This window comes from Roseicella sp. DB1501 (assembly GCF_013112485.1).
In the GTDB taxonomy this organism is placed as follows: domain Bacteria; phylum Pseudomonadota; class Alphaproteobacteria; order Acetobacterales; family Acetobacteraceae; genus Paracraurococcus.
This window is the reverse complement of the sequence record NZ_JABFHG010000004.1, coordinates 240,772-254,464: the sequence shown is the minus strand read 5'-3', so window position 1 is coordinate 254,464 and position 13,693 is coordinate 240,772. Positions and strand designations below refer to the sequence as shown.

Sequence of the window (13,693 nt, the reverse complement as noted above, 5' to 3'; positions counted from 1 at the left end):
GGCATCCTGCCGTCACGCGGCGGGATCGGCGCGGCCCCTGCCCGCCCGCTCGCTCTCCGTCTTCAGCTGCCCGCAGGCCGCCAGGATGTCCCGCCCGCGCGGCCGGCGGATCGGGCTGCTGTAACCGGCCTCGTTCAGGATGGCGGCGAAGCGCGCCGTCTGCTCGTAGGTCGAGGTCTGGTAGGGGCTGCCGGGCCAGGGGTTGAAGGGGATCAGGTTCACCTTGGCGGGCAGGCCGTGCAGCAGCCGCACCAGCTCGCGCGCCTCGGCCTCGCTGTCGTTCACCCCGCGCAGCATGACGTATTCGAAGGTGATGCGCCGGGCATTGCTGGCGCCCGGGTAGCGGCGGCAGGCGGCCAGCAGCTCGGCGATCGGGTATTTGCGGTTCAGCGGCACGATCTCGTTGCGCAGCTCGTCCGTCACCGCATGCAGCGAGACGGCGAGGTTGACGCCGAGCTCCTCGCCGCAGCGGTCCATCATCGGCACGACGCCCGAGGTGCTGAGCGTGATCCGGCGCCGCGAGAGCCCGATGCCCTCATGGTCCATGATGATGCGCAGCGCCTTGGCGGTGTTCTCGTAATTGTAGAGCGGCTCGCCCATGCCCATCACGACGATGGTCGAGAGCAGCCGCGGCTTGTCGTCCTTCGGGCTCGGCCACTCGCCATAGCTGTCGCGCGCCGCCATGAACTGGCCGACGATCTCGGCGGCGCCGAGGTTGCGCACCAGCTTCTGGGTGCCGGTATGGCAGAAGCGGCAGGACAGGGTGCAGCCGACCTGCGTGCTGATGCAGACGGCGCCGCGATCCTCCGCCGCATCCGGGATGTAGACCGTCTCCACCTGCTGGCCGTCACGGAAACGGAACAGGAATTTCCGCGTCTCGTCGCGGCTGGTCTGCACCGTCGCCGGCTCGGGGCGGGAGATGACGAAGCGCTCCGCCAGGCGCTGCCGCAGCGGCCCGGCGATGCTGGTCATCCGGGCGAAATCGGTCTCGCCCTGGTGGTAGATCCAGTGCCAGAGCTGCTTGGCGCGGAAGGGCTTCTCGCCCATCGCCGCCAGCTCGGCCGTCAGCTCCTCGCGCGAGAGGCCGACCAGCTCCCGCCGTCCATCCGCCGTGGTGATCGGCGGCGGGTTGAACAGCGCGGTCTTGGCGAGGATGCGGTCGCGCTCGGCCGCGCTCAGCTCGGCGGAGGGCGGGGCGATGGCATTCATCGCTTGCCCCCGCCCGCCGGGCATTCCTTGGAGATCGCGTCATAGGCGGCGCTGAAGCCAGCGAGCGAGAAGGTCTCGCTGATGCTCCCCTTGCCGCCGGCCGGCGCCTTCAGCACGGCTTCGTTGCCGCTGCGGAAGGCCCGCACCGCCGCCGCGCCCGAACGTGCCGCGGCGGTGGAGCCGGCGGTGTAGAAATCGAGGTCGGTGCTGCCGACGGTCACGCTGGCCTCGTTGCCGCGCAGGGCGGTGCCGGCCGAGATGGTCACCGTGTCGCGGGCATTGTGCCGGTGGGTCACCGTCAGCATCACGCCCTTGCGGTCCCCCTCGCCCTTCGCCGGCCGGGTGAAGGCGTAGCAGGTCTTGTGCCCGCCCTCGGTGAAGCTGGCGGCGATCCAGTCCTGGAAATCGCCGAGCTTCTGCGGCTTGGCCTGGGCGCGGGCCGGCGCCGGGGCGATGGCGGCGAGGATGGGCAGCCCCAGCAGGAGGGCGGCGCGCAGGGCGAGACGGCGGGGCATGGGCATGGCCCGCTAGATACGAGCCAAGGCGGCCGCCAGCAACCGCGCTGGCCGCCGCCCCGCCCCCGCTTTATGCACCGCAGCCATGACCGACGCCACCGACCGCCAGCTCGCCGCCCAGTACGAGGCCTATCCCTACCCTGCCCGCGACCCGCGCGAGGAGGCGAAGCGGCTGATCGTGGGCAGCCCGAGCCATCTGCGCGAGATCGACCACTGGATCTTCGGCAGCCGCCGGCCGGCCGGCGAGCCGCTGCGGGCGCTGTTCGCCGGCGGCGGCAGCGGCGACGGCACCCTCATGCTGGCGCAGCACCTGGCCTGGGCCCGGCGGCCCGGCACCGTCACCTGGCTCGACCGCAGCGCCGCCGCCCGGCGAGTGGCCGAGGCGCGGGCGGCGGCGCGGGGGCTCGACAACATCCGCTTCGAGGCGGGCTCGCTGCTCGACCTGCCCGGCTCCGGCCTCGGGCCCTTCGACTACATCGATTGCTGCGGCGTGCTGCACCACCTGCCCGACCCGCTGGAAGGGCTGCGGGCCCTGGTCTCGGTGCTGGCGCCGGGCGGCGGGATCGGGCTGATGGTCTACGCCCCACATGGCCGGACCGGGGTCTACATGCTGCAGGAGGCGCTGCGGCTGCTGGCCCCGCCGGAGGAGCCGCCATCGGCCCGGCTGGACGCGGCGCGGCGGCTCTGGCGGCAGGTGCCGGAGACCGCCTGGCTGCGCCGCAACCCCTGGCTGACCGACCACCTCTCGGGCGGCGATGCCGGGCTCTACGACCTGCTGCTCAATCCGCGCGATGTCGCCTTCACCGTGCCGGCGCTCGACGCCCTGGTCCGCGCCGCCGGGCTGCGCATCGCCTGCTGGGTGGAGCCGGTGCGCTACGACCCGGATGCCTACCTGCCAGACCCGAAGCTGCGCGCCCGCACCGCCGGGCTGGACCCGGTGCAGCGGGCGGCGCTGGCCGAGGCGATCACCGGCAATATGGGCATCCACATCGTCTACTGCCTCCGCGCCGAGGCGCCCGTGGTCGCGCCGCCCTGGGAGGACCCGGCGGCGGTGCCGGTGCTGCGCGAGATGGACGGCCCGACGCTGGCCAAGGGGTTGCCGAAGGACGGCACCCTGCCGGTGACCTTCGACGGGCTGCGGGTGAACCTGCCCCTGCCGCGCCTGGCGCCGGCGATCCTGCAGCGGGTGGACGGGCGCACCAGCCTCGGCGCCATCGCCGATGCGCTCGCGGCCAATGGCGTCTCCCGCGAGCAGTTCTGGCGCGAGTTGCCGGCGCTGCGGCAGGCGATGGAGGCGATGAACCGGCTGCTGCTGGCGGCGCCCCAAGCCCCGCCAGGGGCATGAGGGCGTGACGCCGATCATCATCTTCGGCGCCGCGGTGCGGCCGGATGGCAGCCCGAGCCCGGCGCTCCGCCGCCGGGTGGAGGCGGCGCACCGCTTCGGCAGCCGGCGGCCGGACCCGCTCTACCTGCCGACCGGCGCCCGCGGCTGCTACGGCGAGGCGGAGAGCCGCGTCATGGCCCGGCTGCTCCGCGAGCTCGGCGTCCCGCCCGGGGCGATCCTCGAGGAGCCGACCGGCACCGACACCCTCTCCTCGGTCCGCGCCTGCCGCGACCTGCTGCGGGCGCGCGGCCATTGCGGCCCGGTCCATGCCGCGACCAGCCGTTACCACCTGCCGCGCTGCGTGCTGCTGCTGCGCCTGGCCGGGCTGGCGGCACGGCCGGTGCTGATCGGCGCCTCGGGCAATGTCGGCCTGCTGCAGCGCTGGTACTGGCGGCTGCGGGAGATCCCGGCCATCCCCTATGACGCGGCGCTGCTGCTCTGGCACCGCGCCCGGGGGAGATGAGGACGGGCGGGGAGCCTCACCCCGCCGCCGGCAGCCGCGCCCGCGCATCGTGCCGCGCCAGGCGGGCGAGCAGGTACTCGACCTCCGACACCGCCCGCTGGCTGAGCGTCCCGCCCGGCGCCCGCTGCGCGTCGGAGGCGATGATGCCGCGGCGCATCAGCACGTATTTCCGCACCGCGAGGCCGACGCCGAACTGCTGCTCGTAGCGGATCAGCGGCAGATGCGCGTCGAACAGGTCATGCGCCCGGTCCCGCTCCCCGGCGCGGGCGAGCCGCACCAGCTCGACCAGCATGTCGGGGAAGGCATAGCCGGTCATCGCCCCGTCGGCGCCGCGCTCGCATTCGAAGTCGAGGAACAGGCCGCCATTGCCGCAGAGGATGCTGATCGGCCGCATCGAGTCCTCGGCCTGGTAGCCGCGCAGGGTGCTGATCTTCTCGAGTCCCGGCCAGTCCTCGTGCTTCAGCATGACGCAGGAGGGCAGCGCCTGGACGATGCGGCGGATGACGCCTGGCGTCATCTGCACCTGGAACAGCAGCGGGTAGTCCTGCAAGACGAAGGGGATGTCGGCGCCGATCGCCTGCACCGCCTGGGTGTAGTAGGCGACGATCTGGTCGTCGGTGCGCAGCGTGCTCGGCGGCGCGATCATCACGCCCGCCGCGCCCGCCTCCATCACGCCATGCGCGAGGGCCCGCATGGCGGCGAAGCCGGGGGCGGAGACGCCGACGATGATGCCCGCCTTGCCGGCGCGGCGGATGATGCGGCGGCTGATCTCCAGCGCCTCGGCGCCGTCGAGCTTCGGCGCCTCGCCCATGACGCCGAGGATGGTCATGCCGTCGCAGCCGGCCTCGAGGAAGAACTCCGTCATCCGGTCGGTGCTGGCCTCGTCGATCCGGCCATCGGGGTGGAAGGGCGTCGGCGCGATCACGTAGACGCCCTGGGCGGATTCATCGAGCGGCATGGTCTTCTCCTCGGGGGAACATGGGCGGGCGAGCCTGTCCCGGTATAGCGCAAGACGCCGGACGCCCCGAGCGCCCGCCCTTCCCAGTCGCGGCCCGCTGCCCTGCCGCGCCCCCCCCTGCGGCGCGCAGCGACGTCGGGGGGCGTCAGCCCAGCACGCGGGCCAGCAGCTCGGCCGAGCGGCCATTGGCGATGGTCGCCGCCCGCGCATCCCAGGCATGGCCGCCCATGCGGGCGAAGGCATGGTCGACGCCGGGATAGACATAGGCCGAGACCTGCTTGTGGCCCTTCAGCCCGTCGAGGATCTTGGCCTGCGCCTCGGGCGGCACGAACTTGTCCTTCTCGGCGATGTGCAGGATCAGCGGCGCCTTGATGCTGCCGGCCTCGCCGAGCAGTCCTTCGATGCCGACGCCGTAATAGCTGATATTGGCATCCGCATCGGTGCGCGCCGCCGCCATGTAGGCGAGCCGGCCGCCGAGGCAGAAGCCCATGGTCGCCACCTTGCCGTTGCTGCCGGGCATGGTCCGGGCATGCACGATGGTGGCCTTGATGTCCTCGATCGCCTTGTCCTGGTCCATGCCCTGCATGAGCTTGAAGGCCCGGTCCCACTGCGCCTGGCCGGCATCGGGGTCGAGCTGCACGCCCTTCTCCTGCCGCCAGAAGAGGTCGGGGCTGACGGCGATGAAGCCCATCTCCGCCACCCAGTCGCTGAGCTGGCGCATGGTGGCGTTCACGCCGAAGATCTCCTGGATCATCACCACCACGCCGGCCGGCGTGGTCTTCGGGGTGGCGACATAGGCGCCGAAGCTGCCGCTGCCGTCGGTGGCGGCGATCTCGATCTCTGACATGGTCCCCTCCTTGTCTCTGGCCCGGTTTCTGGCGTGCCGGGGGCATCTAACCATCCGGGCCCCGGCTTGCCATGCCCCCCTCGCCGCGGCGGCTGGGGTCGGCCGGGGCGGGGCGGGCCTCAGAGCGGCTGCAGGGGCACCGGCACGCCGGGCGGCAGCGGCACCTCGGCGACGTTGAGCGTCATCGCAACGGCGACGTAATAGCCGCTGACGGCGATGAGATCGATCACCCCCCGTTCCCCGAAGCGCTCCTTCACCTTGGCGTAGCTGGCATCCGAGACCGTCCGGGTCCGGTGCAGTTCGGTGCAGAAGCGCCAGACCATCTCCTGGTCGGCATCCATGCCGTCCGGCATGCGCCCCTCCGCCACCGCCTCGGCGATCGCCGCCGGCAGGCCGGCCTTCATGGCGAGGAGGTGATGCGCGTACCATTCGTACTGCGCCGTCCATTCCCGCGCCGTGATCAGGATGGCGAGCTCGTTCAGCGCTGCCGGGATGGAGGAGTTGAAGCGCAGGTATTCGCCGAGCTTCTGGAAGCGCTCGGCCACCTCCGGGCTGCGCAGCATGGCGGGAAAAGGACCGCGGAGGCCGCCGCGCGGGCCGGCGGCGATGCCCGCCGCGACGCGCTTCTGCTCCGGGGTCATGGCCGCCTCGGGGATGGGCGGCAGGCGGCCGCTGCGGCCGTCATCGGCCGGCAGGCCGGTATCGCTGGGCATGGGGTTTCCTCCTGGGTTGCGGCGGCATTGTCGCCCCCGCAGCGGCGGGGCGGCAACAGGGGGCGCCCTGGCGCGGCGCCGCCGATTCGCCCCCGCAGACGCTTTCGCCCTGCGGCGAATGGCTCTAGCGTCGGCGTTACAGGGATACTTCACGGCCAGGAGACACCATTGGCCTATGCGCTGCAGCAGCTGATCAACGGGATCAGCCTGGGCATGATCTACGGCCTGATCGCCGTGGGCTACACCATGGTCTACGGCATCATCGGCATGATCAATTTCGCCCATGGCGACATCTTCATGATCGGCGCCTTCGTCTCGCTCATCACCGTCCTGCTGCTGCAGATGGGCGGGCTGATGGCCGGGCCGGCGGCGATCCTCGCCGTCCTGCTCGTCTCCATGGCGGTCACCGCCCTCTATGGCTGGACGATGGAGCGGGTGGCCTACCGGCCGCTGCGCGGCAGCTTCCGCCTGGCGCCGCTGATCTCGGCGATCGGCCTGTCCATCGTGCTGCAGAACTACATCCAGGTCAGCCAGGGGGCGCGGCCGAAGCCGCTGGAGGCGTTGGTCCCGGGCGGCATCGAGGTGATGCGCGACGGGCCCTTCGTCGTGCAGTTCTCCTACATCCAGATGCTGATCATCGCCCTGACCCTGGCGGTGCTCGCCGCCTTCACCATCCTCGTCACCCGCACCCCGCTCGGCCGCGCCATGCGGGCCTGCGAGCAGGACCGCAAGATGGCCTCGCTGCTCGGCATCGACACAGACCGCACGATCAGCCTCACCTTCGTCATCGGCGCGGCGCTGGCCGCCGTCGCCGGCACCATGTACCTGCTGCGCTACGGGGTGATCGATTTCTACATCGGCTTCCTCGCCGGGGTGAAGGCCTTCACGGCCGCGGTGCTGGGCGGCATCGGCTCGCTGCCCGGGGCGGTGCTGGGCGGGCTGCTGATCGGACTGATCGAGACCTTCTGGTCGGCCTATTTCAGCGTGCAGTACAAGGATGTCGCCGCCTTCTCGATCCTCGCCATCACCCTGATCTTCCTCCCCACCGGCCTGCTCGGCCGGCAGGAGGTGGAGAAGGTATGAGCGCAGCCGCCGCCCCGAAGGCGGGCCTCGCCTTCGCGCTGCGCGACGCCGCCATCGCCGCCGCGGTCGCCTTCGGCCTCTTCGCCATGCCGGTCGGGCTGCGCACCGATATCGGCCCGACCGGCAGCCTTGTCCTGCGCCAGCGCTGGGAGGTGGTGGCGCTGCTCTGCGGCCTCGTCTTCCTCGGCCGGCTGCTGGTCACCACCTGGCTCGGCCGCCGGGCGCTGCGCGCGAGCACCGCGCCCGGGCCCTGGACCCTGCGGCTGCAGCAGAGCGGCCGCTTCGTCGCGCCGCTGCTGCTCGCCCTTGCCCTGACCCTGCCCTTCCTGCCGAGCATCGGCCGCTACGAGCTCGATATCGGCATCCTGGTGCTGACCTATGTGATGCTCGGCTGGGGGCTGAACATCGTGGTCGGCCTCGCCGGGCTGCTCGACCTCGGCTACGTCGCCTTCTACGCCATCGGCGCCTATTCCTACGGCCTGCTCTCGACCAGCTTCGGTCTCTCCTTCTGGATCTGCCTGCCGCTGGCCGGCATCCTGGCCGCCTTCTGGGGCGTGCTGCTCGGCTTCCCGGTGCTGCGGCTGCGGGGCGACTACCTGGCGATCGTCACGCTCGCCTTCGGCGAGATCATCCGCGTGGTGCTGCTGAACTGGACCGAGTTGACCGGCGGCCCGAACGGCATCAGCGGCATCCCGCGCCCGAGCTTCTTCGGCCTGCCCTTCAGCGCCGCCGGCGGCGAGGGCAGCTTCGCCGGCTTCTTCGGCCTCGAGCCCTCGCCGAGCCACCGGGTGATCTTCCTCTACTACCTCATCCTCGTCCTCGCCCTGCTGACCAATTGGGTGACGCTGCGGCTGCGCCGCCAGCCGCTCGGCCGCGCCTGGGAGGCGCTGCGCGAGGACGAGATCGCCTGCCGGGCGCTCGGCATCAACATCACCGTCACCAAGCTCACCGCCTTCGCGCTGGGCGCCATGTTCGGCGGCTTCGCCGGCGCCTTCTTCGCCACGCGCCAGGCCTTCATCAGCCCCGAGAGCTTCACCTTCATCGAGAGCGCGATCATCCTCGCCATCGTCGTCCTCGGCGGCCTCGGCAGCCAGGTCGGCGTCGCCATCGCGGCGCTGGTGATGATCGGCGGCTTCGAGCTGTTCCGTGGCCTCGACGAGTGGCGGATGCTGGTCTTCGGCGGCGCCATGGTGGTGATCATGGTGCTGCGGCCGCGCGGCCTGGTCGGCACCCGCACGCCCTCCATCGCGCTCGGGGAGAAGCGGGTCATCGGCGGCGACCTGGTCGGGGAGGGCCGGGGTTGAGCGCGGCGCCCGGCGGTCCGGGGCCGATCCTCGAGGTCGAGGACCTCACCATGCGCTTCGGCGGGCTGACCGCCGTCTCCGCCGTCACCTTCACCGCGCGGCGCGGCGAGATCACCGCCGTCATCGGCCCGAACGGCGCCGGCAAGACGACGCTGTTCAACTGCATCACCGGCTTCTACCGGCCGAGCGGCGGCGCCATCCGCCTGCACCCGGCCAACGGCCCGGCGATCGCGCTGCAGAGCCTGCCAGGGCATCGCATCGCCCGCGCCGGCATCGCCCGCACCTTCCAGAACATCCGCCTCTTCCCCGGCATGACCGCGCTCGAGAACCTGCTGGTGGCGCAGCATAACAAGCTGATGGCGGCGACCGGCCTCGGCATCGGCGCGGTGCTCGGCCTCTCGCGCTATCCGCGGGCGGAGCGCGAGGCGGTCGCGCTCGCCCGCCGCTGGCTCGAGGCGACCCGGCTGATCGAGCGCGCCGACGACCCCGCCGGCGCCCTGCCCTATGGCGCGCAGCGGCGGCTCGAGATCGCCCGCGCCATGTGCACCGAGCCGCTGCTGCTCTGCCTCGACGAGCCGGCGGCCGGGCTGAACCCGCGCGAATCCGACGAGCTGGCGAGGCTGCTGCTCGATATCCGCGGCCAGGGCACCTCGTTGCTGCTGATCGAGCACGACATGGGCGTGGTGATGCGGATCAGCGACCGGGTGGTGGTGCTCGACCACGGCAAGCTGATCGCGGATGACGCGCCGGCGGCCGTGCGCGCCGACCCGCGCGTCATCGCCGCCTATCTCGGCGAGGGCGACGAGGACGAGGACGTGCCGCCGGCCGAGGCGCGGGCATGAGCGCCGCCGCGCCGCCGCTGCTCGAGATCGAGGGCGTCTCCGCCGGCTATGGCGCGGTGCAGGCGCTCGACAACGTCTCGCTGCAGGTGCGGCCAGGCGAGATCGTGACGCTGATCGGCGCCAACGGCGCCGGCAAGTCGACGCTGCTGATGACCATCTGCGGCCAGCCGCGGCCGCGCGCCGGGCGCATCCGGCTCGGCGGCGAGGACATCACCGGCCAGCCGACCCATGCCATCATGCGCCGCGGCGTCGCCCAGTCCCCGGAGGGGCGGCGCATCTTCCCGCGCATGACGGTGCAGGAGAACCTGCTGATGGGCGCCGAGGCGCTCAGCAAGGAGGACCCGGCGCCGCAGATGGCGCAGGCCTTCCGCCTTTTCCCGCGGCTGCAGGAGCGGCTCTGGCAGCGCGGCGGCACCCTCTCGGGCGGCGAGCAGCAGATGCTGGCGATCGGCCGGGCGCTGATGTCGAAGCCACGGCTGCTGCTGCTCGACGAGCCCTCGCTCGGCCTGGCGCCGCTGGTGGTGAAGCAGATCTTCGATGCCATCCGGCAGCTCAATGCCGAGACCGGGCTGACCGTGCTGCTGGTCGAGCAGAACGCCAACCTGGCGCTGCGGCTGGCGCACCGGGCCTATGTGCTGGTCAATGGCCGGATCACCATGGAGGGGCCGGGCCGCACCCTGCTCGCCCGGCCGGAGATCCGCGACGCCTATCTCGGCGGCGGCCACGGCTGACAGGGCCAGCCCCGTCGCTTACAGTTCGCAACGGCCGGCCGCCGCGCCGGACGGGTTCGTCAGGAGAACAGGGATGCTGAGCAGAAGGCTGATGCTGGGGGCGGCGCTGGCCGCCGCCGCCGCGGTTGCGCTTCCCGGGGCCGGCAGGGCGCAGGGCAATTCCGGCCCGATTCGCATCGCCACCGCCGGGCCCATGACCGGGCAATATGCTGCCTTCGGCGGCCAGATGCGCGCCGGCGCCGAGCAGGCGGTGGCCGACATCAATGCCAAGGGCGGTGTCCTCGGCCGACAGCTTGTGCTCGAGGTCGGCGACGATGCCTGCGACCCGCGCCAGGCCGTCTCGGTCGCCAACCAGCTTGCCAGCCGCGGCGTGCGCTTCGTCGCCGGGCATTTCTGCTCCGGCAGCTCGATCCCGGCCTCCAAGGTCTATGCCGAGGAGGGCGTGCTGCAGATCAGCCCGGCCAGCACCAACCCAAAATTCACCGATGACGGCGGCTGGAACACCTTCCGCACCTGCGGCCGGGACGACCAGCAGGGCCAGGTCGCCGGCAAGTACATCGCCGAGCATTTCAAGGGCAAGAAGGTCGCGATCCTTCACGACAACTCCGCCTACGGCAAGGGATTGGCCGACGAGACCAAGAAGTCGCTGAACGCCGCCGGGACGACGGAGGCGCTCTACACCGCCTACACCCCGGGCGAGCGCGACTACAACGCCGTCGTCTCCCGCCTCAAGGGCGCCGGGGTCGAGGTGATCTATATCGGCGGCTACCACACCGAGGCCGGCCTGATCCTGCGCCAGGCCAAGGAGCAGGGGATGAACGTCACCCTGATCGGCGGCGACGCGCTGGTGACCAACGAGTTCTGGCAGATCACCGGCGCCGCCGGCGAAGGCGCCATGATGACCTTCAGCAGCGACCCGCGGAAGCGCGCCAGCGCCGCCGAGGTGGTGCAGCGCTTCAAGGCCAAGAACATCGATCCGGAGGGCTACGTCCTCTACACCTATGCGGCGATCCAGATCTGGGCGCAGGCGGCGGAGAAGGTGAAGAGCCTCGATCCGAAGAAGATCGCCGAGGCGATGAAGGCCCAGGGGCCCTTCCAGACCGTGCTGGGCGAGATCAGCTTCGACAAGAAGGGCGACGTGACCGTTCCGGATTACGTCTTCTATGTCTGGAAGAACGGCGCCTATTCCGAGATGTAGGGCTTGCAGCCAACCGGCTGCGGCACCATTCTCATCGCAGTCGTCAACAACTGAAAGGAGGTGATCCAGTGTCTCATTGCTCGAAGGCGGGTGCCGCGGTCGCGGCCTGGATCATCGTCCCTGCCACTGCGGGGATGGCTTCCTGAGCCAGCCGGGGCGGCAACGCCTCTGACCAATGGAAGGGCCTCGGCGGGCGACCGCCGGGGCCCTTCGCAATTCCACGCCGGGGACTGGCGCGACACCTCGTTCAGCGCGTTCGACTGGACCTTCCCCGGGCCCGCCGCCGGCCCGGCCAGGACGCCTGCTAGGGCGTGATCGCTTGAGGTAGCCTCACCGAAAAGCGTGACTCACGCGATCAAACAACGGCCTGGACCATGATCCGCGACCCTGTGTGAGCGAATCATGGTCTAACGTCGCGCACGACCATCACCTGGGCGGAGGCGGAGCAGCGCACCGACAGCCACAGGAAGGCCGTGTCTTCCTCGGCGAATGGCAGGGCGGCGTTGCGCCCGGGCGGTCAGGCCCGGGCGCGTCGCCACCACTCAGCTGTGCCAGACATTGTCCTGCACGGTGACCTGCGCCGTGAAGGCACCGCTGTTGTCGGCATAGGCCTCCGGGCGGCCGTGGAAGGCCGTGGCGTCGGCGATGCCGAGCACCAGGGTGGTCGCCCCGTCCGGCACCAGGAATTGCTGGACATCGCCCTCGCCGGTGCCGACTAGGCCGTCGCCGACATAGAAGACCTGATCGAGATCCGGCGAGACCGAGGCGAAGCCCGTCCCCAGCGCGTGGAAGTCGAGCGCCCCCGGGGCGACGTGGTCCGCATCCTGCTCGTGCCCGCTGAGGAAGACGCCGACCAGCATGCCGGCCTTCGGCGCATGTATGCCGGCCAGCCCGGCGGTCGGGTCCAGATCGGTGCCGAGCGGGAAGTCGAAGCCGTCGGCGCCGTTATAGACCTTGTCCGGCCCGAAGGCGACGCTGCCGCCGACATTGGTGATGGTCACCACCCGGCCGGTGCCGGCGCCGAGATCGATGCTGACCGGCGCGCCGGCGCCGTCGCCGGAGACGTCGCCAGCATGGTTGTAGACGGCTGCCGTCGACTCCACCGTCACCGCGGTGGTCGTCGGCGTCACCGCATCCGTGGGCAGCGGCGCGACACCGAGCGGCTGCACCACGCCATCGAGGCGGAGGAAGGCATGCTCCACGCCGCTCATGTCGAGGTTCAGCACCGAGCTCACGAAATGCGCCGTCGGGTCGCTCGCCTGCGTCTTCATGAAGCTGGTCAGCTCGGCGAGCGCATTGTGGATGTCGGCCCGCGCGAAATCGGCCGAAGTGGTCGCGATGTAAATGCTGTCGGCGCCGTCGCCGCCGACGATGGTGTCCGACGCGTCGACATAGGTCGTGGTGAAGAAGTGGTCGGCGCCTGCGCCGCCGATCAGCATGTTGTGGCCGCTGCCGCCGGCGAGCCGGTCGTTCTGGGCGCTGCCGATCAGGGTGTCATCGCCGATCCCGCCGCGCATGACGGCGTTGTCGGCGATGGCCGTGGCATCGAGCGCGCTGCCGGTGGCTGGCGCCTGGAAATCGATCAGTTTCATGCAGAATTGTCTCTTCGAATCCATACGGCCCCGTTGCGGCCGCCGGACCCGTAATAGCTAAAAAATGCATAATTTCCACAAGAACCTTACCCTTATGGTTGAATATCTGATCCTGCGCTCTCAATTTAGATGATTATTCGAAACTATTCCTGAAAAGTACCGTCCTGCTAAGCCCCTTACTCCGCTGCGGCGCGGTGGTCAGGGCCCCGCCGCCATCGCGCCCACGGGGTGATAGTCGCGCCCGAAATAGATCAGCCCATGGTCGTGCCGGCTGCCGAGCAGGATCGCCTGAACCTCGGCGAAGACGACGAGATGCGTGCCCTTCTCGACGATCTCGGCGATGCGGCAGTCGAAGGAGGCTACTGCGCCCTGCAGCACCGGCGCGCCGGTCGCCAGCGTGGCCCAGCTGCCGGCCTCGAAGCGCTCCTCCATCGTGCATTTGGTCGCGCCGGCGAAGACCATCGCGGCTTCCTTCTGCCCGGCCGCGACCACGTTCACGCAGACCGTGCCGTTCGCCTTCATCGCCGGCGCCGCCGTCGCGCCGCGGTTCATGCAGACCAGCAGCGTCGGCGGTTCGTCCGTCACGCTGCACACGGCGCTCGCGGTGAAGCCGCCGCGGCCGGCCGGTCCGCCGGTGGTGATGATGTTCACCGCGGCGCCCAGCCGGGCCATCGCATCGCGGAATTCCTGACGGGTGACGGTCATCGCGCTCGGCCTCGCTGTTCCGTGCGAGTTAAGCACGGGCGACCGGAATGGGAACCCGGCCCCGCCGCGGCGCCCATCCTGGTTGCCCTCTTATACCCGCGGACCGGTCTTCTGACCGGGCCGAAGCCCCGAACGAGGCCCGCCACAGA

General features: G+C 70.9%; 14 protein-coding genes. 7 read left to right on the top strand and 7 right to left on the bottom strand.

Features of this window, described 5'->3' with window-relative positions; genetic code table 11:
* Window positions 1-12: 12 nt before the first annotated feature.
* On the bottom strand, window positions 13-1,209 hold the full coding sequence (rlmN, locus tag HJG45_RS10160) for a 23S rRNA (adenine(2503)-C(2))-methyltransferase RlmN (protein ID WP_171612015.1): 1,197 nt from the start codon (window positions 1,207-1,209) through the stop codon (window positions 13-15).
* Window positions 1,206-1,724 carry an invasion associated locus B family protein gene (locus tag HJG45_RS10155; RefSeq protein WP_171612014.1) on the bottom strand — a complete coding sequence of 173 codons (519 nt, stop codon included), beginning with the start codon at window positions 1,722-1,724 and terminating at the stop codon, window positions 1,206-1,208. The genes rlmN and HJG45_RS10155 overlap by 4 nt, the downstream gene beginning before the upstream one ends.
* An 85-nt stretch (window positions 1,725-1,809) precedes the next feature.
* On the opposite strand from HJG45_RS10155, the gene HJG45_RS10150 reads away from it, so the two are divergent.
* Complete coding sequence (locus tag HJG45_RS10150) at window positions 1,810-3,069, top strand: bifunctional 2-polyprenyl-6-hydroxyphenol methylase/3-demethylubiquinol 3-O-methyltransferase UbiG (RefSeq protein WP_171612013.1); 1,260 nt, start codon at window positions 1,810-1,812, stop codon at window positions 3,067-3,069.
* Window positions 3,070-3,073: 4 nt separating this feature from the next.
* Window positions 3,074-3,571 carry an ElyC/SanA/YdcF family protein gene (locus tag HJG45_RS10145; protein ID WP_171612012.1) on the top strand — a complete coding sequence of 166 codons (498 nt, stop codon included), beginning with the start codon at window positions 3,074-3,076 and terminating at the stop codon, window positions 3,569-3,571.
* A gap of 16 nt (window positions 3,572-3,587) precedes the next feature.
* Here HJG45_RS10145 and HJG45_RS10140 read toward each other — a convergent pair whose 3' ends face one another.
* The 3 genes from HJG45_RS10140 to HJG45_RS10130 form a co-directional block, all read right to left on the bottom strand.
* Window positions 3,588-4,529, bottom strand: coding sequence for a dihydrodipicolinate synthase family protein (locus tag HJG45_RS10140; RefSeq protein WP_171612011.1), 942 nt, complete (start codon window positions 4,527-4,529; stop codon window positions 3,588-3,590).
* Between the two features lie 145 nt (window positions 4,530-4,674).
* A complete protein-coding gene (locus tag HJG45_RS10135; protein ID WP_171612010.1) occupies window positions 4,675-5,376 on the bottom strand; it encodes a dienelactone hydrolase family protein in 702 nt (233 codons plus the stop codon).
* Window positions 5,377-5,495: 119 nt separating this feature from the next.
* Complete coding sequence (locus HJG45_RS10130) at window positions 5,496-6,089, bottom strand: carboxymuconolactone decarboxylase family protein (protein ID WP_217362888.1); 594 nt, start codon at window positions 6,087-6,089, stop codon at window positions 5,496-5,498.
* Between the two features lie 168 nt (window positions 6,090-6,257).
* On the opposite strand from HJG45_RS10130, the gene HJG45_RS10125 reads away from it, so the two are divergent.
* The 5 genes from HJG45_RS10125 (at window position 6,258) to HJG45_RS10105 (ending at window position 11,247) form a co-directional block, all read left to right on the top strand.
* Window positions 6,258-7,172, top strand: a complete 915-nt coding sequence (locus HJG45_RS10125) for an ABC transporter permease subunit (protein ID WP_171612009.1) — start codon at window positions 6,258-6,260, stop codon at window positions 7,170-7,172.
* A complete protein-coding gene (gene livM, locus HJG45_RS10120) occupies window positions 7,169-8,476 on the top strand; it encodes a high-affinity branched-chain amino acid ABC transporter permease LivM (protein ID WP_171612008.1) in 1,308 nt (435 codons plus the stop codon). The genes HJG45_RS10125 and livM overlap by 4 nt, the downstream gene beginning before the upstream one ends.
* A gap of 50 nt (window positions 8,477-8,526) precedes the next feature.
* A complete protein-coding gene (locus tag HJG45_RS10115) occupies window positions 8,527-9,318 on the top strand; it encodes an ABC transporter ATP-binding protein (protein ID WP_171612144.1) in 792 nt (263 codons plus the stop codon).
* Window positions 9,315-10,049: an ABC transporter ATP-binding protein gene (locus tag HJG45_RS10110; protein WP_171612007.1), complete on the top strand. Its 735-nt coding sequence runs from the start codon at window positions 9,315-9,317 to the stop codon at window positions 10,047-10,049. The genes HJG45_RS10115 and HJG45_RS10110 overlap by 4 nt, the downstream gene beginning before the upstream one ends.
* A gap of 73 nt (window positions 10,050-10,122) precedes the next feature.
* The gene (locus HJG45_RS10105) at window positions 10,123-11,247 is read left to right on the top strand and encodes a branched-chain amino acid ABC transporter substrate-binding protein (RefSeq protein WP_171612006.1); all 1,125 of its coding nucleotides are present in this window, start codon (window positions 10,123-10,125) and stop codon (window positions 11,245-11,247) included.
* Between the two features lie 542 nt (window positions 11,248-11,789).
* On the opposite strand, the gene HJG45_RS10100 is transcribed toward HJG45_RS10105, so the two are convergent.
* Window positions 11,790-12,839 (bottom strand): hypothetical protein, encoded by a 1,050-nt coding sequence (locus HJG45_RS10100; protein ID WP_171612005.1) that lies wholly within the window; start codon window positions 12,837-12,839, stop codon window positions 11,790-11,792.
* A gap of 198 nt (window positions 12,840-13,037) precedes the next feature.
* Window positions 13,038-13,544 (bottom strand): flavin reductase, encoded by a 507-nt coding sequence (locus tag HJG45_RS10095; protein ID WP_171612004.1) that lies wholly within the window; start codon window positions 13,542-13,544, stop codon window positions 13,038-13,040.
* Window positions 13,545-13,693 lie beyond the last annotated feature (149 nt).

Coding starts and splice junctions, on each gene's coding strand:
- rlmN (WP_171612015.1), bottom strand. CDS start 1,209: ATGAATGCCATCGCCCCGCCCTCCGCCGAGCTGAGCGCGGCCGAGCGC.
- HJG45_RS10155 (WP_171612014.1), bottom strand. CDS start 1,724: ATGCCCCGCCGTCTCGCCCTGCGCGCCGCCCTCCTGCTGGGGCTGCCC.
- HJG45_RS10150 (WP_171612013.1), top strand. CDS start 1,810: ATGACCGACGCCACCGACCGCCAGCTCGCCGCCCAGTACGAGGCCTAT.
- HJG45_RS10140 (WP_171612011.1), bottom strand. CDS start 4,529: ATGCCGCTCGATGAATCCGCCCAGGGCGTCTACGTGATCGCGCCGACG.
- HJG45_RS10135 (WP_171612010.1), bottom strand. CDS start 5,376: ATGTCAGAGATCGAGATCGCCGCCACCGACGGCAGCGGCAGCTTCGGC.
- HJG45_RS10130 (WP_217362888.1), bottom strand. CDS start 6,089: ATGCCCAGCGATACCGGCCTGCCGGCCGATGACGGCCGCAGCGGCCGC.
- livM (WP_171612008.1), top strand. CDS start 7,169: ATGAGCGCAGCCGCCGCCCCGAAGGCGGGCCTCGCCTTCGCGCTGCGC.
- HJG45_RS10115 (WP_171612144.1), top strand. CDS start 8,527: ATGCGCTTCGGCGGGCTGACCGCCGTCTCCGCCGTCACCTTCACCGCG.
- HJG45_RS10110 (WP_171612007.1), top strand. CDS start 9,315: ATGAGCGCCGCCGCGCCGCCGCTGCTCGAGATCGAGGGCGTCTCCGCC.
- HJG45_RS10105 (WP_171612006.1), top strand. CDS start 10,123: ATGCTGAGCAGAAGGCTGATGCTGGGGGCGGCGCTGGCCGCCGCCGCC.
- HJG45_RS10100 (WP_171612005.1), bottom strand. CDS start 12,839: ATGAAACTGATCGATTTCCAGGCGCCAGCCACCGGCAGCGCGCTCGAT.
- HJG45_RS10095 (WP_171612004.1), bottom strand. CDS start 13,544: ATGACCGTCACCCGTCAGGAATTCCGCGATGCGATGGCCCGGCTGGGC.